The 17207-nt window shown below is 44.4% G+C and carries 21 protein-coding genes, 1 rRNA gene and 1 other RNA gene; 4 read left to right on the top strand and 19 right to left on the bottom strand.

Annotation, left to right across the window (positions count from 1 at the left end):
• The 8 genes from E4663_RS17795 to tadA form a co-directional block, all read right to left on the bottom strand.
• Nucleotides 1-228 (bottom strand): 16S ribosomal RNA (locus E4663_RS17795); the annotation flags it as partial.
• Between the two features lie 384 nt (nt 229-612).
• Nucleotides 613-876, bottom strand: a complete 264-nt coding sequence (locus tag E4663_RS17790) for a pro-sigmaK processing inhibitor BofA family protein (RefSeq protein ID WP_079477441.1) — start codon at nt 874-876, stop codon at nt 613-615.
• 73 nt (nt 877-949) lie between these two features.
• The gene (locus tag E4663_RS17785) at nt 950-1165 is read right to left on the bottom strand and encodes a YaaL family protein (RefSeq protein WP_079477442.1); all 216 of its coding nucleotides are present in this window, start codon (nt 1163-1165) and stop codon (nt 950-952) included.
• A 13-nt stretch (nt 1166-1178) separates the two neighbouring features.
• Complete coding sequence (gene recR, locus E4663_RS17780) at nt 1179-1775, bottom strand: recombination mediator RecR (protein WP_135328615.1); 597 nt, start codon at nt 1773-1775, stop codon at nt 1179-1181.
• Between the two features lie 11 nt (nt 1776-1786).
• The gene (locus E4663_RS17775; protein WP_079477444.1) at nt 1787-2107 is read right to left on the bottom strand and encodes a YbaB/EbfC family nucleoid-associated protein; all 321 of its coding nucleotides are present in this window, start codon (nt 2105-2107) and stop codon (nt 1787-1789) included.
• Between the two features lie 27 nt (nt 2108-2134).
• Nucleotides 2135-3850, bottom strand: a complete 1716-nt coding sequence (dnaX, locus tag E4663_RS17770; protein ID WP_135328614.1) for a DNA polymerase III subunit gamma/tau — start codon at nt 3848-3850, stop codon at nt 2135-2137.
• 132 nt (nt 3851-3982) lie between these two features.
• An RNA gene (gene ffs, locus E4663_RS17765) (signal recognition particle sRNA large type) lies at nt 3983-4248 on the bottom strand.
• Nucleotides 4249-4292: 44 nt separating this feature from the next.
• Complete coding sequence (gene tadA, locus E4663_RS17760) at nt 4293-4778, bottom strand: tRNA adenosine(34) deaminase TadA (RefSeq protein ID WP_079477446.1); 486 nt, start codon at nt 4776-4778, stop codon at nt 4293-4295.
• Nucleotides 4779-4857: 79 nt separating this feature from the next.
• On the opposite strand from tadA, the gene E4663_RS17755 reads away from it, so the two are divergent.
• Nucleotides 4858-6144, top strand: a complete 1287-nt coding sequence (locus E4663_RS17755; protein WP_079477447.1) for a glycoside hydrolase family 18 protein — start codon at nt 4858-4860, stop codon at nt 6142-6144.
• Here E4663_RS17755 and E4663_RS17750 read toward each other — a convergent pair.
• The 5 genes from E4663_RS17750 to E4663_RS17730 form a co-directional block, all read right to left on the bottom strand.
• A complete protein-coding gene (locus E4663_RS17750) occupies nt 6141-6911 on the bottom strand; it encodes a DUF3891 family protein (protein ID WP_135328613.1) in 771 nt (256 codons plus the stop codon). The two genes, E4663_RS17755 and E4663_RS17750, sit on opposite strands and share 4 nt — an antisense overlap.
• Nucleotides 6912-7102: 191 nt before the next feature.
• Nucleotides 7103-7618, bottom strand: coding sequence for a type 1 glutamine amidotransferase domain-containing protein (locus E4663_RS17745; protein ID WP_135328612.1), 516 nt, complete (start codon nt 7616-7618; stop codon nt 7103-7105).
• 93 nt (nt 7619-7711) lie between these two features.
• Nucleotides 7712-9028, bottom strand: a complete 1317-nt coding sequence (locus E4663_RS17740) for a lysine N(6)-hydroxylase/L-ornithine N(5)-oxygenase family protein (protein WP_135328611.1) — start codon at nt 9026-9028, stop codon at nt 7712-7714.
• A 16-nt stretch (nt 9029-9044) separates the two neighbouring features.
• The gene (locus E4663_RS17735) at nt 9045-10349 is read right to left on the bottom strand and encodes a purine/pyrimidine permease (protein ID WP_079477451.1); all 1305 of its coding nucleotides are present in this window, start codon (nt 10347-10349) and stop codon (nt 9045-9047) included.
• A 128-nt stretch (nt 10350-10477) separates the two neighbouring features.
• Entirely contained in the window at nt 10478-10636 is a 159-nt protein-coding gene (locus tag E4663_RS17730; protein ID WP_135328610.1) for a YvrJ family protein, read from the bottom strand.
• A 173-nt stretch (nt 10637-10809) separates the two neighbouring features.
• Between E4663_RS17730 and E4663_RS20025 the strand changes: the two genes are divergently transcribed.
• Nucleotides 10810-10974 carry a glycine zipper domain-containing protein gene (locus E4663_RS20025; RefSeq protein ID WP_168927362.1) on the top strand — a complete coding sequence of 55 codons (165 nt, stop codon included), beginning with the start codon at nt 10810-10812 and terminating at the stop codon, nt 10972-10974.
• Between the two features lie 30 nt (nt 10975-11004).
• On the opposite strand, the gene E4663_RS17725 is transcribed toward E4663_RS20025, so the two are convergent.
• The 3 genes from E4663_RS17725 to acsA form a co-directional block, all read right to left on the bottom strand.
• A complete protein-coding gene (locus E4663_RS17725; protein WP_135328609.1) occupies nt 11005-11244 on the bottom strand; it encodes a hypothetical protein in 240 nt (79 codons plus the stop codon).
• 2 nt (nt 11245-11246) lie between these two features.
• Complete coding sequence (locus E4663_RS17720) at nt 11247-11816, bottom strand: sigma-70 family RNA polymerase sigma factor (RefSeq protein ID WP_135328608.1); 570 nt, start codon at nt 11814-11816, stop codon at nt 11247-11249.
• A 274-nt stretch (nt 11817-12090) separates the two neighbouring features.
• Nucleotides 12091-13800, bottom strand: coding sequence for an acetate--CoA ligase (gene acsA / locus E4663_RS17715; RefSeq protein WP_079477455.1), 1710 nt, complete (start codon nt 13798-13800; stop codon nt 12091-12093).
• Between the two features lie 350 nt (nt 13801-14150).
• Here acsA and queF point away from each other — a divergent pair, with 350 nt between their 5' ends.
• A complete protein-coding gene (gene queF / locus E4663_RS17710; RefSeq protein ID WP_135328607.1) occupies nt 14151-14645 on the top strand; it encodes a preQ(1) synthase in 495 nt (164 codons plus the stop codon).
• A 232-nt stretch (nt 14646-14877) separates the two neighbouring features.
• On the opposite strand, the gene aldA is transcribed toward queF, so the two are convergent.
• A complete protein-coding gene (aldA, locus tag E4663_RS17705) occupies nt 14878-16329 on the bottom strand; it encodes an aldehyde dehydrogenase (protein ID WP_135328606.1) in 1452 nt (483 codons plus the stop codon).
• Between the two features lie 103 nt (nt 16330-16432).
• Between aldA and E4663_RS17700 the strand changes: the two genes are divergently transcribed.
• Entirely contained in the window at nt 16433-16627 is a 195-nt protein-coding gene (locus E4663_RS17700; protein ID WP_135328605.1) for a hypothetical protein, read from the top strand.
• Between the two features lie 12 nt (nt 16628-16639).
• Here E4663_RS17700 and E4663_RS17695 read toward each other — a convergent pair whose 3' ends face one another.
• Entirely contained in the window at nt 16640-16891 is a 252-nt protein-coding gene (locus E4663_RS17695) for a hypothetical protein (protein ID WP_079477459.1), read from the bottom strand.
• Nucleotides 16892-17005: 114 nt separating this feature from the next.
• A complete protein-coding gene (locus E4663_RS17690; RefSeq protein ID WP_079477460.1) occupies nt 17006-17110 on the bottom strand; it encodes a YjcZ family sporulation protein in 105 nt (34 codons plus the stop codon).
• Between the last annotated feature and the right edge of the window lie 97 nt (nt 17111-17207).

Below are 17207 nucleotides of genomic sequence, written 5' to 3'. Positions count from 1 at the left end.
ATCTTTTAATGTTCCTTCATGCGAAGGAACATGTTACCCGGCATTAGCTCCGGTTTCCCGGAGTTATTCCGATCTTACAGGCAGGTTGCCCACGTGTTACTCACCCGTCCGCCGCTCATTCCACGAGTGTCACCCCCGAAGGGGATCAACTCGCTTCCTGCGCTCGACTTGCATGTATTAGGCACGCCGCCAGCGTTCGTCCTGAGCCAGGATCAAACTCTCCATAAAAGTTAAGTTTGACTTGCTCATTTGCACACCGAATGTGCGTTGTTGTCTTTTCTTCACTAAGAAGAAAAATATTGACGTACTGGTTGGTTCGTTCAGTTTTCAAAGATCAAATTGTGTCTGCTGTTCAAAACAGCGACTATATTATTATATCATGTTTCGTTATTTAATGTCAATAACTTTTTTCACATGATTTTTTGGTTTGTCGCTGTATTTCAATGCGACGACTTTAAATATACCATGAAAGAACTATTTGAGTCAATGACTTTTTTCAGTTCGTTCAAGGCCGCTCTCAAAGCGACATCTACTAATTTACCACGCTAACCAAACTTATACAACCCCTTTTCCTAAATTCATAAAAAAAGAATGCAGAATGAAATCTGCATTCTATAAGACCCACAAGTGAATAGCCAACAAGGAAAGCAATCCTGGTACCCCTAATATGGTAGAAACCGCGGCAGTAAATCCGTTTATCGGAATGTGCAAGCCGAACTGGGCACCAAAGAGATTAACAAAAAAGAGTAAGATCACGGCAACTATTACACGAGTGAGAACTTGTCCAACCCACTTTAATGGCGTAGCCGGTATTCCAATGATAAGCAATACAGGTATAGCTAAACCGAGCAATAATAAAACGAGAACCGGATCCATAAAAAAACCCCCTGTCTGAATAAAACTGATTCTTTCACAGTCTATGTCTACAGACAGGGGAATAGTACAAGCATTATGACAAGGCATTGATTCCTCTTACTCTTGCTTCACGCAATAAGTAGAAATACTTCGCTTTCACGAGAGCAAGGTCTTGCAATCCTTCGTCACTGGGTTCGATGCTCTGTTCCATAATGGAATTGAGCACTTCCCATTCTTTTTTCATCTTGCGGATGTCAGTAAGTAATTGTTGATCCATTTCTTTTCTGACTTTTTTTCCTCGTCCAAACATGATGAACACCCTCTTACAATTCTCGTCGCCCTTCCAGAGCTTTCGACAGTGTTACTTCATCTGCATATTCTAAATCGCCACCTACAGGGAGACCGTGCGCAATTCTCGTCATGCGGATGCCAGACGGCTTCACAAGTCGGGAAATGTACATCGCTGTCGCTTCTCCTTCGATGTTTGGATTCGTAGCTAAGATCAGCTCTTCAATCCCTTCATCTTTTAAGCGATTGATTAGACTCGGGACGTTGATATCTTCCGGACCGATCCCGTCCATAGGAGAGATAGCACCATGAAGAACATGATACTTGCCGCTGAACTCTTTCATCTTCTCCATTGCAATAACGTCTTTCGGGTCCTGCACAACACAGATCAGCGTCTGGTCCCTGGACTCATCCTGACAAATCGAGCAAGGATCTTGGTCGGTGATATGACCGCACGTGGAACAATGAGTCAGCTCACGCTTCGCATTCACCAAGGACTTCGCAAAATCGAGTACGTCGTCTTCTTCCATTTCTAAGACGAAAAATGCCAGGCGGACAGCCGTCTTCGGGCCGATCCCTGGCAGCTTCGTAAAACTATCAATTAGTTTTGATATCGGTTCAGGATAATACATGAGAATTCCTCCTAGAACATTCCGCCTCCAGGCATCCCTTTCGTGAATTGTCCCATTGTATCGTTCGTTTTGTCCTCTACTTGTTTCATCACATCGTTCGTAGCAGTGATGATCAAGTCTTGAAGCATGTCTACATCATCTGGATCCACTACTTCTTCCTGGATTTCAATGTCAGTGATTTCTTTCTTTCCGTTTGCGACGACCTTAACCATGCCACCGCCTGCAGAAGATTCAAAAGTCATTTCGTGCAGCTCTTCTTGAGCTTTCATCATTTTCTTCTGCATTTTCTGCATTTGTTTCATCATATTATTCATGTTACCTCCACCACGCATGGCGATTCCTCCTTTATTAGTTACCTCTTAGTCTTGGACTTCAATCAGATCATCTCCGACGAGTTTTCTCGCCTCTGAAATCAAAGGTTCTTCTTCACTGGAAGAGGAAGCCTCTGTTTCATCATCTCCCTCACCAGCATCACCAGAAGCAGGCTTCTGTGTCCGCACGTATTCTTCGCGTAACTCCTGCCAGTTCTGTTCTGGTATCGGGATGATCGATAATGGTTTTCCTATAAACTCTGTTAAGAGCGGTTCGATCGTACTTTGGTGCTCAAGCGCTAGAGAGCAATGGATCTCATAACGAAACGCTAGGACAAGCGCTTTTGGTGAAGCAGCACGGGGCTTACTGTTCAAGAGTGTTGCGTGTGCAGGTGCGTTGTTCCGTTTCAAAGCTTCCATGAAATCGGCCCATTTGCCTTGCACATTCTTGATTTCTTCCTTTGATGCTTCGTTTAATACTTGGCGAATCCGCTCATATGGAATATTATAACCTTTTCTTCCGGAACGTGCAGGTGTGCGCTTCGGTTTGGGTTTTGGTCCTTCCTGTGCTGCAACGCCGTTTTGCTTAAGACCAGTCAATTCTTTCTCTAGTTCTGAAATCTTTTGAGAAAGCTGGTTGATAGCTTCTGAGTTAACAGGTGCACCGGTTTGAGCAGGAGTACTTACTTCTACCATGTTCAACATGGCAATTTCGATGAAGACTTTCGGACTGGTTGTCCATTTCATCTCCTGCTGGCATTGGTTCAACTCCCGGATCGCTTTTTGGATCCAATCGGCAGTAAGCTGACTGGAGAGCTCGCGGAATGTGTCATCTGGAATTGCCCGCTCCAGGTGATGCTCCAAGTCAGGTGCCGTCTGGTACAGTAACAAATCTCGAAGGTAATAAATCAGGTCAAAAACAAATCGCCCCGGGTCTTTCCCTTGCTGGATCAAGTCATCTACTGCACTGAGAGCGCTTTTCACATCTTGGGCGTTCAACGCTTGAATGACTTCGGCCAATTTCGCCTGAGAAACAGACCCTGTTACAGCGAGCACATCATCAATCGTGACTTCTTCCTCACTATAAGAAATCGCTTGGTCAAGTAGGCTGAGCGCATCCCTCATACCACCTTCAGCTGTTAAGGCTACGATCTCGAGCGCTTCCCTCGCGATTGCGATGTCTTCCGCTTCTGTAATGGTGACCATCCGTTCGACCATCGATTGCTGAGATATTCGCTTGAAATCGAATCGCTGACAACGCGAAATGATCGTTAATGGTATTTTGTGGGGTTCTGTTGTCGCTAGTATGAAGATGACATGACTAGGAGGCTCTTCCAATGTCTTTAACAAGGCATTGAATGCTCCCATAGACAACATATGAACCTCATCTATAATGTAAACTTTATACGGGACTGCACTTGGTGCGTACTTTACTTTATCCCGGATCTCTCTTATTTGTTCCACTCCGTTGTTTGATGCAGCGTCAATTTCAATGACATCCGAAATAGAACCATCTTGAATTCCTAAACAAGCATCACATTCATTGCACGGTTCCTTGGCGGGAGACTTTTCACAGTTGACTGCTTTAGCGAAGATTTTCGCCGCACTCGTCTTCCCTGTCCCGCGAGGACCAGAAAATAAATACGCATGAGAGAACTTATCTTGTTCAATCGCATTTTGCAATGTGCGTGTTATATGGGTTTGTCCAACCACATCTTCAAAGTTCCTTGGCCGCCAGACGCGATATAAAGCTTGGTAGCTCATCTAACCGTTCTCCCTTATTAGTCTCTTCGTCCATTATACCTGATTCGAGGACAGGATGTGAACCTTACCAGTGTATATAAAAAGAGTCGTTATGATTCGATTCATAACGACTCTTTTCTTCATTTATGTATGCCGTGCACCCACCGTCGATGATGGAGTCCCAAGCGTTACTTATGATCATGGCTCAACCCAGGCACTCCCGCGGCACACGAGAGATACAGCTTACTGCTGCTTCCTTCCGGACCTGACAGGATTCACTGGTTCCCGTTGCGCAGGACCTGAGTGTCAACACCACTTTCATAAGGCAGACCTTGAAACCACATCACCTCGGATGGGGATTCGGCCTCGCTATAGCGGATTGCGAGTGTAGGGCACCGCTACCTCCCCGCTTAGCACGACATGACTAGTATAGCGAGTTTGAAAGAAAAATGCAATGGGTGACTCAGGATTTATCGGTTGATCGCTGTTTTTTCTTCTTGTCTCGAAGGCTGCGGAAGAAGTTCGTCAGCATTAAAGAACACGTTTCTTCCATTATAGATGGTACTACTTCTGCTTGATGGTTGAAGCGCTCTTCTTCCAATAAATTCATCAATGTCCCCGCACAACCTGCCTTAGGGTCCTTCGCTCCATACACGACTCTTGGAATGCGGGACTGAACAATGGCACCAGCGCACATCGGGCACGGTTCTAGAGTAACGTACAGTGTACAATCTTCTAGGCGCCAACTCCCAATCGCTTGATTGGCTCGTTCTATTGCGATGAATTCAGCATGCGAAGAAGCGAGTTGAGAACTTTCCCGTTGATTATAACCAGTCGCGATAATCTCATCATTATATACAATGACCGCTCCGATCGGGACTTCGCCTTCTTTTTCCGCTTTTTCAGCCTCTTCTATCGCACATTTCATGTAATGCTCATCTTTATTCATAGAGACACCTCTAGATTAGTTAGAATAAGTTGCTCATCTGTTTTCATACATTAGTAAAGATGAGAAAGGAGGGACGTCCGTGCAAATTCATGTCGTCCAACAAGGAGAATCTGTTTATACGATTGCTCGTCTCTATGATAGTACGCCAAATGCCATTATAGAAGCAAACGAATTAGAAACCCCCGGGGACCTTGTCATCGGTCAAGCGTTAGTCATCCCGATTGTCGGCCGCTTTTATTTCGTCCAGCCTGGGGATAGTCTATATTCGATCGGACAGCAGTTCGGTATTTCCGCTGCACGACTAGCAGAGGTGAATGGCATATCACCTGCTGCAAATCTTACGGTGGGTACTCGCCTTTATATTCCAGACCGACCACCGACGCCTATTACAGCTAACGCTTATATCGAGCCCTATGGCAAAGAAGTGTCTAATAGACTTCGTTCATCTGCTGAAAAGAGAGCAGTTTTGTTATCCTATTTGGCTCCTTTCAGCTATGAGATTCAACCGGATGGATCGTTGAAAGCTCCACCGCTGGACAATTTCAAGCAAATAGCTGCTAACAACGATGCTTCGCTGATGATGGTCGTGACCAACTTAGCGGATGGGGAATTCAGTGCAGAGTTAGGGCGAACGATTTTAACAGACGAAAATGTTCAGAATAAACTTCTCGACAACATTATCGCAACCGCTAAAGAAGTCGGATTTGGTGATATTCACTTTGACATGGAATTTCTTCCGAAAGAATTACGCGAGAATTACAACCAATTTTTAAGAAAAGCTAAGCAGCGTCTATCTAAAGAAGGGTTACTGATCTCAACAGCGCTTGCTCCGAAAACAAGCGCCGAGCAAAAAGGAGCTTGGTACGAGGCACACGACTACAAAGCGCATGGAGAGATTGTGGATTTTGTTGTGTTGATGACGTACGAATGGGGTTATAGTGGAGGACCGCCTCGAGCAGTGGCTCCGATTGGTCCTGTAACAGAGGTTGTCGACTATGCACTGTCTGTGATGCCTGCTGACAAAATCTTGCTAGGTCAAAATTTATATGGTTATGATTGGACACTTCCCTATGAACCAGGAGGAGAGTTTGCCAAAGCTGTCAGCCCTCAGCGAGCCATTCAAATCGCCCGCGAAAATAATGTCAGCATCTCTTACGATACCGAAGAGCAAGCCCCTTACTTTACGTACACAGACAAAGATGGGAACGAGCACGAAGTATGGTTTGAAGATGCCAGATCCATTCAGCGAAAGTTTGATTTAATTAAAGAAAAAGGGCTGTTGGGCATCAGTTATTGGAAACTCGGTTTATCTTTCCCTCAAAACTGGCTGCTATTAGGTGATCAATTTACCGTTAAGAAAAGTTAGCGATCTTTCGCGATGAACGTCACTAACCGTTGGTCTGTTTCCGCTTGCTCGTAAGCTTTCGTGAACCCGTGTTGCTTGATTGCTTCTTTCGTAACCAATTTATAAGGTATGCGAGCATCGAATGGGTTTTCAAATGGAAACGGATCAACGGATACTTGTTTGTCGTCAACCCAGTCAGCGATCATGCCATTTGGAGCAAAGTCAAAATGCTGACGGAATCCGTCCCTGAACCAGGCAACTTCTTCTTCTTTCGAAACTCCAGGTTGATTCATACATACATAAAGCGATAGGTCATCACTAAATTGAAGACGCTTAAAGTGAAGGTCATAAATGTCCTTAGGAATATCCATTTCCATCAGAGCGAACAACCGCTCCTGCCGCTCCTTCTCTTCCTGGACAAACTGGCGCATCAGAGGTTCCTCGCTGTCTTCAGACATAAAGGATTGATAATGCATACTACAAAGCATTCCTGCATACAACGATTGTTCTGCCACCTCTGTAATGCCTCGTTGGTAAGCAGCAAGCTTCTCCTTTAGTGGATAATCAATGAAAGAATAAGGCTTCTGTTCTTCCTCGTTCCACTCAGGATTGTCATCCAGCGGAATCCAAGCTCTATCGTGTTGCGCCGCCGCCCAGTCCGCTTCTTCTCTCAATTTAGAACGCAGTAGAAAATGCTGCTTCCATTCCCGAACCATGCGACCGGATAACTGTGCATGGTCATGTTGCTTGATCAAGATAAAATCATGTTCTCGCTCTTGGACAATCATCGTCTTCCTCCTTCTGTCTATGTAGCTCTGCTTAATCGTCTGTAAAACGTCGCTTCATTTTCGTGTTCTTCCTCTAGCATACCTCGTTCGAGAACAAAAATAAAAAGGAAACTTTTCAAATTTTCAAAATTAGACAAGGTTCGTTTTCCTTAAACAAAAAATCCGCTCATATCAGAGCGGATTCTTCTTCTTTATGCTTCTAACAACTTCATTGCTTCACGGTTGAAGGCTGGAATATCGTCCGGTTGTCGACTTGTTACCAATTGGTTTTGGCAAACGACGACTTCCTGGTCCTTGTAGTTCGCTTTCGCATATTCCATATCGACCGCAATCGATTTGAAGCCTGTAGCTGTTCTGCCTTCTAATGACTTCGCAGTAATTAGTAGCTGCGGTCCGTGGCAGATGGCGAATACGGGTTTGTCCTGGTCCATAAAGTGCTTGGCGAATTGAACGAATTTCTCGTCACCACGCAACTGGTCAGGTGAGAATCCACCTGGGATAAACAGAGCATCAAAGTCTTCTGGCTTCACGTCATCAATAGAAGCGTCGATTGTTACAGTGGCTTGACCTTGCTTGCCTGTAACTTGTTTACCTGCTTCCCATTCGATTGTCGTTACTTCGTGTCCTTCTTTCGTGAACGCATCATTCGGTTGTGTGTATTCAACATCTTCAAATTCAGAAGTCATAACGCATGCAATCTTACTCATGATTTCATCTCTCCTTGTGGGTTGGTTGATTTTGTCACATAGAATATCTTCCCACTCGGTACAATTTTAAACACACCAACTTGCAAAAATTGGTTAATTCTGTGAGAAATCTCGCATAGAAAACTGCTGAAAGGATGTGTCCTGCTGGTTTTTGTAAAGCGTTTTTCCTGCGATGGCATTGATGATGTGTACATTCCTATGCACCGATAGCCCAAGATTCGTTGCGCCGGCACCGTGCGAATGAACAAGGTTCGTCAAAGTGAAAAAGTGATGGTCGCGATTGTCACCGAAGTCCAGTTGGTAATCACGTGTCACTTTGTACATGTTCTCCGCTTCCCACTTCACCTTGTCCTTGAACCGCTTCATGAACCAATCAGGGATATGCGGTTTATATCCAGTTGCGAGGACAACCTTCTCTGAATCGTACGTATAGTCGTGTTCCTCCTGCCACTGACGACAATGAAGCTTGTACCCACCATCTACACCTTCGATCTCTTTCACTTCTGTCATCGGTTGAATGAGCACACGTGCCTCTTTCCCACCAGCCGTCCGGTGATAAAGCCTTGTGTAAAGTTGTGTCAGTGTGTCTGGATCGATCCCTTTTCTTAGCGGCTTCAATGTATCCAATGCTTCTTTACGCTGGTCAAGGCTCAGATTATGAAAGTAATCTACATAGTCAGGTGTGAACATTTCCTGTGCAAACTTCGCTTGATCCAGTTGGAATAATCCTCCCGTTCGAGTGAACAGGGTCAACTTCATATCCTGGCGCTCTTGCTCCTCCAGTAGATCAAGAAAGACTTCAAGTGCACTTTGCCCGGATCCCACAACCGTCACATGCTTAGCCTTCAATAAATGCTCCTTCTCGAACAAATAGCGACTCGAGTGAATGACATCTTCATTCGGAAATCCGTCCATACCATTCAATACAAGCGGTTCATTTCCGGTTCCCATGACGACATGTTTCGCTTTTACATATACTTTCTTTCCAGTTGCCGTTTCTTCTGCAACCACTTGGTAGTGAGGAGACTCCCCTTCGTTATGATCGATGACGTCGATCACAGTGTGACCGAAGCGGATCGATGACAGTTGACCAGCAACCCACTGCAAGTAATCATTATATTCTTGCCTCGGCACTTTGAAGTGTTGATGGAAAAAGAACGGAAACATCCGGTCGTTTTCATATAAGTAGTTCATAAATGTAAACCTGCTCTTAGGGTCTGCGAATGTGGCGAGATCGGCCAGAAAGGGAACTTGCAAATCCATTTGCTCGACCAGCATACCAGGGTGCCAGACGAATTCTGGTGTTTTCTCAAAAAATACGGCATTCAATTCTGTATCATCCATCAGAGCCGCCAGCCCTAAATTGTAGGGGCCGACTCCGATTCCAACGACATCGTACATTTCTGTCATGTGTATTCTGTCCTTTCTAGCTATGTTTCGGCTCTTTCCATAGTTGTTCTAATAAAATGACGAACATGGTCCCGACAAGCAATCCATTGCTTGCAAGGTTCCGCACCAAACCGGGCATCCCTTGGAAGACTTCTGCTGGAAGAAACATCAGACCAATTCCTAGCAGGAACGAGACTCCTAAAATCGTAAGCCGTCGCTGGTCTAACTCTTGACTCGCAATATTCGAAAGACCGAGTCCCATCAGCTGTACAAATGTAGCAAGCAGTGCGGCATTCGCCACAGGAGCTGGAATGCCGGAAATAAACGCTACAAGCGGTGGGAAGAAAGCGATGATGACGAGAAGCAGAGACGCGTATAAGAATGGTCGCTTCTTCTTCTGACCTGTCAAATCAATAAACCCTGAGGAAGAAGCGAGAGGAACATTGGCAATCGCTGAAAACATCGCAGTAATGCCATGTGTCACACCTAGAAAGCTACTCCCCCGGTTCACCTGGCTATATGTATAGGAAGGCTTCCCATGAATGGATTGACTCACCGCTACGACAGACGCGACAATATTCGACAATAAAATAACCGCCGTAATAAACGCCAGCGGTATGACACTCCACTCAAAGTTAGGAGGACCCCAAGCGAGCCATTCAGGTGGTTGGAATACAGCTACATCTGCATCTCTTTCTGATTCCCCGTTGATCGTCACGACATATGTGAGCCATCCCACCACAATTCCAAGGAGCACGGCATAACTTTTCAGCGCCCCTTTTCCGAATAAGGATAACCCTAATACAAGAAAGAAAGTGAAAAAGGCGACGGCAGCTTCTGTACTATGAATAGCTTCGACTTGTTGTTGTATCCCCAACATCCCCTGTAGAAACGTTCCGCTAAGCTGGACCGTGAGCAGAAATAAAAAAGCACCTGTCACGAGTGGTGTGAACACAAATAGAACACGGTGTGCCAAACGGAAGGTACCGAATAACAGAAGAAATCCACCTGTCCATAGCATAGCCGCTTCTAGCGTCTGCAAGGTTTCTATATAGCTTTTTCCCGATTCCACCCCGGAATATGCCATTACGGCAAAAATACTGATCCACAATCCCGCTGGACCTTCTAAAATCGGCAGCCGATGCCCGAATACTCCTTGCAAAAACGACGTAATCCCTACTGCAAAGAAGGTGCGCTGCATCAGGCCCGCTATTTCTGTAAAGTTCAATTCGAAGATTGAACCTATGACAATAGGTAAAGCAACAGAGCTTGCAAGTAGAAAAACAAACCACTGTGTCGTTTCTAAGCTTGTTCCTATAAATGATCCTGTTTCTGTTTTCATTTCATTCACCTGCGATTTAATCTATTTTTTTCTACATGTTATCACAGCTTTTGACAGTGTGTCCTACTTCAACGTTTCATGTGAAACAGAAAAGCAGAAGCATCCACGGAATGCTTCTGCGCTCTCCTTTATCGTTCCATATCATCAGACTCCTTCGATTCAGCTAAAGTGTGAATGGTAGATTCTAAGCGTTCTATTTTCGCCTCCATATTCAATAGCAGATATATAGTGATAGCTACCGGAAAGCCTACATCTCCAAGAAGTTGAGCAAACATTACATAATCCATCGTTACTCCTCCTTTTCGTTTTTAAATCTAATACAATACTTTTTGAGGTGCTTATTTGTAACGCCCTTTCAAGGTATAAAGAAAGGTTGAGGTATAAAAAAACAACCTCTATCAACTGTTTTTTGAAACAAATGATGGGGAGATCTCGTATAAGAAATAAAGGAGTGGTTTATATGGAAAAAGGACAGTCGTCAAAGAAACGATTAGGGAGCTGGATGGGATTAGGCGTCGCGCTTGGTGTTGTATTCGGGTTGATGTTTGACCAACTAGCCTTAGGTCTTGCGAGTGGAGTTGCCATTGCAGCAGGGCTCAACGGACTTTTCCCCAATAAAAAATAACAAAGCGCACCTCCCCTAGTATGCGCTTTGTTATTGGGCTTTTTTTCTTTGTATTTGGTTCAGTTCGAATAACCCTGGTATTCGCCCGATATCATATTCTCGTACATAACGAAGGACAAAAACCCTTAGCTCCTGTTCTAAATCTTCTCGGTTTGTTTGCTTCGTCATCCTCAATGACGATTTGATCTTAGGCTCGAAAGCCTTAATGATTCTTTCCTCTGTTTGTACTCCCTCCTGTGACGCTTTCACAAATTGATACAGGTTGGACATTTCTACTCTCCTTTCGTCATTTCGTTTTTTAACTTCATCAATGCTGTTCGATGACTTTTGGAAATAGATTGTTGAGTTACATCGAATTCATTGGCGATAGCCGTATCTGACCATTGCTTGAAGTAGGCAAGGTTCAAAATCCGGCGCTGCCGGTCAGTCAACGTGGCTAAAGCCTTTATCAACTTTTCATCTTCGACACATGCTTCTAAATTGTCTTCTTTTAGAAAGTATTCCCCATTTGGGTCGGCAATCTGATCTTTGAATGTGGTACCTTCCCCGTCCCCAATCGGCTGATCAAGAGTCAACGCATTCCTGCCTGCAAATCGCCTTGCACGTTTGTCGAAATTCACACTTTGAAAATAGAGAGAGGTGCTTACGTAAGACGTGAAGCGAACATCAAAGTAATAAGCTTTGAATGTTTGATCTAAAGCAAGACGATTGTTTTCTATAGGATTGCGCAAATACTCTTCTATTACCTCTCGATGTTCGGGCATTCTAATAAATGTCTCTACCGCTTGATTTCCTTTCAAATCTGGGAACTTATCAAAAAAATGACGCACTACCTCATCCATTATTCATCACCCCTAATAGAACGTATGTTCGGTTAAATAGTTTAAAAAAAGAAGCGATCGGAATTTTCTCCAATGCTCTTCTACTTGGGTTGTCCACTGTCCACTAGCGAACTACACTATAAAGAATGATGAGGGGATGAATTCACAACCGTCTCTATCAATATCGTTCCTTCTTCCTATCCATTACATCATAACAAGATGTGGAAAGAAAGGGGAAAATGTCCTGAATCTTTATAAAGAAACGTCTGCAGGAACCCTGCAGACGTTTCAGGTACTATTCTTCTAATGTGGACGTATCACCTGTCGGTAGACCAAGCTCCCATGATTTCAGGAGACGACGCATGATTTTACCACTACGTGTTTTTGGAATCGTATCTTTGATTTCGATTTCTCGTGGAGCAGCGTGAGCACTCAACCCTTTTTTCACAAACTGACGGATTTCTTCCAGCAGCTCATCCGACTGTTCATAACCATCTCTCAGGGTGATGAACGCCTTGATAATCTCTCCGCGCTCTGGGTCCGGCTTACCGATAACTCCAGCTTCTGCTACCGCTTCATGTTCAATCAGCTTACTCTCCACTTCAAATGGACCGACACGTTCGCCGGACGTATTGATGACATCATCCAGACGACCTTGGAACCAGAAATAGCCATCTTCATCCTTATACGCACTATCACCAGAAACGTACCAACCATTAAGGAAATAGCTTTCATATTTGCCTGGGTTCTTCCAGATTGCGCGCATCATCGAAGGCCAGCCAGCTTTAATTGCCAAGTTCCCCATCTGATTGGCAGGCAATTCGTTCCCTTCATTATCTACGATGGATGCTTCGATACCTGGGAATGGTTTACCCATCGATCCTGGACGCATTTCCATCGCTGGATAGTTACAAATTAACATACCGCCGGTTTCTGTCATCCACCACGTATCATGAATACGCAAGTCGAAGGCTTTAAGTCCCCACGTAACGACTTCTGGGTTCAACGGTTCCCCGACACTCAAGATATGGCGAAGCGTAGAAAGGTCATGTTCCTTCACTGCTTCCTCACCAGCACTCAGCAACTTACGGAACGCAGTCGGAGCAGAATACCATACTGTTACATTTTGCTCGGCAATGGTTCCGTACCAATCGTCAGGGCTGAAGCGGCCACCTCGAATGACATTGGTCACACCGTTCAACCATGGTGCAAAGATACCATAGCTTGTACCTGTCACCCAACCTGGGTCAGCGGTACACCAGTAGACATCATTCTCTTTCAAATCCAGTACCCACTTACCTGTTTGGTAGTGTTGAATCATGGCGTTGTGCACATGATATACCCCTTTAGGCTTTCCTGTGGAACCAGAAGTGTAATGAAGCAGCATACCATCTTCAAGGTCGACCCATTCAATATCGAAGTCTTCTGATGCTTCCTCCATTTCTTCCTCGAAGGAAATATAGTTGCCAGGGGCATCTCCACCGACAAGGACAATCTGCTTCAAATCAGGCAGCTCATCAACCGGTACACGATCCAACAACTCAGGCGTCGTAATCAACATGGTCGCCTCGCTATCCTCTAAACGGTCACGAACCGCCTGTTCCATGAACGCCTCAAACAACGGTCCTGCGATCGCACCTGTTTTCAGAATACCTAAGAAGGCCGCATAGAATTCCGGGCTTCTTGGCATAAACAGAAAGACACGATCTCCTTTTACGATATTATGCTTTTCCAAAACGTTCGCAAATTTATTACTCTGAACCCTTAAGTCTTCAAATGTCAGCTTCTCCTCGCGATCAGGGGCAGAATAGACGAGAGCAACTTGATTCTTTTTTTGAGGATCTTCTGTATGCTTATCAATCGCTTCATATGCGATGTTCACTTGACCAGTCTGACTCCATGTGAAGTTCTTCTTCACTTCATTCCAATCAAATAAAGCATGTGCTTCTTCATAATTTTGCATGTTGTGTTCTCCGGAACGTGCTGGAATGGGTTTCATGTCCATGTTTGATCACCTCATCAAAGATTTTTGAAAACGTTTTCTAAACTCAGCTGAATAAAGCCCTGAAGGATTCAGAGCATCATGGTGCAATATTTTTCTGAATATTTTATGAATTACTTCTTATTTTAGTGGAAACGCTTGTGTTTTTAAAGTGTTATCCCAAACATTTACAAAAAATGCGCCTTTTCTCCTTGCATTGACAGGTGTGTGGTTCAGACCTATAATGAAGTAGATATACAGAGTTTTCTTAGCTAACCCCTCTTTAAAAAACTAAGGACGCTGATATGATTCCAAAACCACAGCCCTTAGGGTTGTGGTTTTTTTATTTATTCTAGAGAATGAGGTGCATATGTATGCCCGGACGAAACGAAGACAGCTTAGACCTATCCCTACTCGGGAATCAAGGCAATGCCTATTCCTTCGAGTACGACCCTGAAGTATTAGAAACATTCGATAACCAACATCCGAACCGTGATTATTTCGTGAAATTCAACTGTCCTGAATTTACGACTCTTTGCCCAAAAACCCGCCAGCCGGACTTTGCGACAATCTATATCAGCTACATCCCTGACGTGAAAATGGTCGAAAGTAAGTCGTTAAAGTTATATCTTTTCAGCTTCCGTAACCACGGTGATTTCCACGAAGACAGTGTGAATACCATCATGAACGATTTGATTGAGCTGATGGATCCGCGTTATATCGAAGTGTGGGGTAAATTCACGCCACGCGGCGGTATTTCCATCGACCCGTTCTGCAACTACGGGAAGAAAGGGACGAAATTCGAACAAATGGCTGATCACCGCTTAATGAATCACGACCTTTATCCAGAAAAAATCGATAACCGATAATAGAAAAAGAGTAACCCGAACGATTCGTTCGGGTTTTCTTTATGAAGAAATACATGCATCACTCCGGCAACATACTTCGCTTTCCGCGGACACGGCCTCAGCCTCCTCAGAAAGCAAAAACCGCTTTCTTCCGGGGTCTTCACCTCGCGGTACGTATGTTGCCTACGCTAAAAGTCTTTCTCGACACTCGGAAAAGGACGGAACCTGCTTAGGTTCCGTCCTATATTTATCGTTACTGTTTATCATTTTTATATTGCATATAGACTACTTGAGTCACAAGGAAGTCTTCCATACCGTGTTTACCGTCTGCTCCGCCTAATCCGGATTTGCGCATTCCGGCATGATAACCCTGCACTGCTTCAAAGTTCTCACGGTTCACGAATGTTTCCCCGAACTTCAGCTCATTGACGACGCGCATAGCCTCATTCAAATCGTCCGTGTAAACCGAGGACGTTAGACCATATACGGTATCGTTCCCTTTTTCAATCGCCTCATCTAGAGTCTTGAATGTGGTGATTGGAATGACTGGACCGAATATTTCTTCCTGCATGATCTTAGATTCGTGGTTTACGTTAGTTAGAATAGTAGGTTTGTAGAAGAACCCTTTGTCCTGATCTCCACGTTCTCCACCGATTTCTACCTTCGCACCGGCCTCTACCGCTTCTTTGACCATGCTGTCCACTTCTTCTACACGGTCCCTACTGACAAGAGGCCCAACATCTGCATCTTTATTTTCACGTGGATCACCTAATGTTTTGGATTCGAAGCTATGACGTAATTTCTCGATCAGTTCATCTGCTTTGCTCTCATGGACATAGACACGTTCAGCATTGGTGCAGGCCTGTCCATTGTTAGCAAGACGTGATGTAGTAATGCTCTCTACTGCAATATCTAAATCTGCGTTGGCTGTTACGATAGCCGGTGCTTTCCCGCCTAGTTCCAGGTTCACTTTCGTAATGTTCTGGGCTGCTGCTTCCATAACTTTTGTTCCTGCAGTCACACTACCTGTCATCGTGATCATGTGCACTTTTTCATGGGTAGCCAGTGCATTACCAATTTCAGAGCCCGTACCTGTGACAACGTTGTAAACACCTGCTGGAATTTCGTCCATTTCATCTACAAGCTTGGTGAATTCCATAGCGGTATTCGGGGTCTGCTGACTTGGTTTCAGTACAATCGTACAACCTGTTACAAGAGACGTAGCAACTTTACGTGCTAATATGAACATTGGGAAGTTCCACGGTACGATTCCGCCTACAACGCCAATCGGTTTCTTGTAGATCATGATATTTTCATTAGGTCGGTCACTTGGCACGATTTCGCCTTCGATACGACGTGCCCATTCGGACATGTACCGGAAATAATCAATGGCGAGATCAATTTCTCCGCTTGCCAATTCATAATCCTTCCCTTGCTCCTCTTGAAGTAAATCGATAAATGTATCCCGTTTTTCTTCAATTTTATCACCGAGAGCACGCACGATTTTTCCGCGTTCGATATTCGGTGTCAGTTCCCACTCTTTCTGAGCTTGGAACGCCGCTTCTACAGCCTGGTCTACATCTTCTTTCGTTCCCTTTGGTGTTCTGGAAATGACTTCTTCTGTCGCTGGATTTACAATATCGATCCATTCATTGCTTTTAGATTCTGTGTATTTACCGTTAATATAGAGTTGATGCGTTTGCACAATATTACCTCCTTGGTTTCGTATCCATTCCTTTCCACGAAATTTTTGGAGATAAACAATAGAATCGGTTACAGTATAGGAAAGAAAGAGAAAGAGGGGTTGCATGAAGAAAGAAAATCAGATGCTATTCATTATGGGCGCAGTAGGGATATGTAACATTCTTGCTGCATTGATCCTGTTTGTGACGATTGATGATGTGATGGTGCCAGTATTGCTACTCGCATCAGGCGTTTTATTGATTACCGGAGGATATGCTGACAAGAAAGCACGCAAAAGAAAGCCACAAAAAAAGTCCTGATATCACAGGACTTTACCACTCGAGGACGAACCCTTTCACGTTCCTCATTTCGCCTTCTTCATCTTTTTGTTTTGCTTCAAAGTAGGGATCTTGTTCTTCGAGATGATACGTCACTGTGTCAGGATCCAGATACAACTTAAACTCAAGGTCTGTCACTTTGTGCAAAGAGATATCTGGAACGGTCGTCTGATTCGATTGATCGTCGATCAGTAAAATGTCAATGTGGTCGTATCCTTGTTGAAGCAATTGATTTTTTAAATCCATCGGTATTCCTCCGTCCAACTGGTGTATAGTGTCCAATTACCCGTAACGAGAATATTACAAACAGGAAAGTTTTATGTAACAAAAGCGGGGAATCCCCGCTTTTTATTTTTTGTATTAGTAACCGTATCCTCCACGGCCAACGTAAGAAGCTCCAATGATAACCAAAAGAATAAACAGTACAACCAACAGGGCGAAACCGCCACCATATCCTCCGCTCATTTTCGTGCCTCCCTTCTCATTACTCTACTACCATATGCACTGGTCATCTGTCGGTAAGGGCAGGTGCGGAGTTTTTGAAATCATTTTAAATACATGT

Origin of the sequence: Halobacillus salinus (assembly GCF_004684905.1) — a bacterium.
In the GTDB taxonomy this organism is placed as follows: domain Bacteria; phylum Bacillota; class Bacilli; order Bacillales; family Halobacillaceae; genus Halobacillus; species Halobacillus salinus.
The sequence above is the reverse complement of the archived record's forward strand: the minus strand, read 5'-3'. Positions and strand labels throughout refer to the sequence as shown.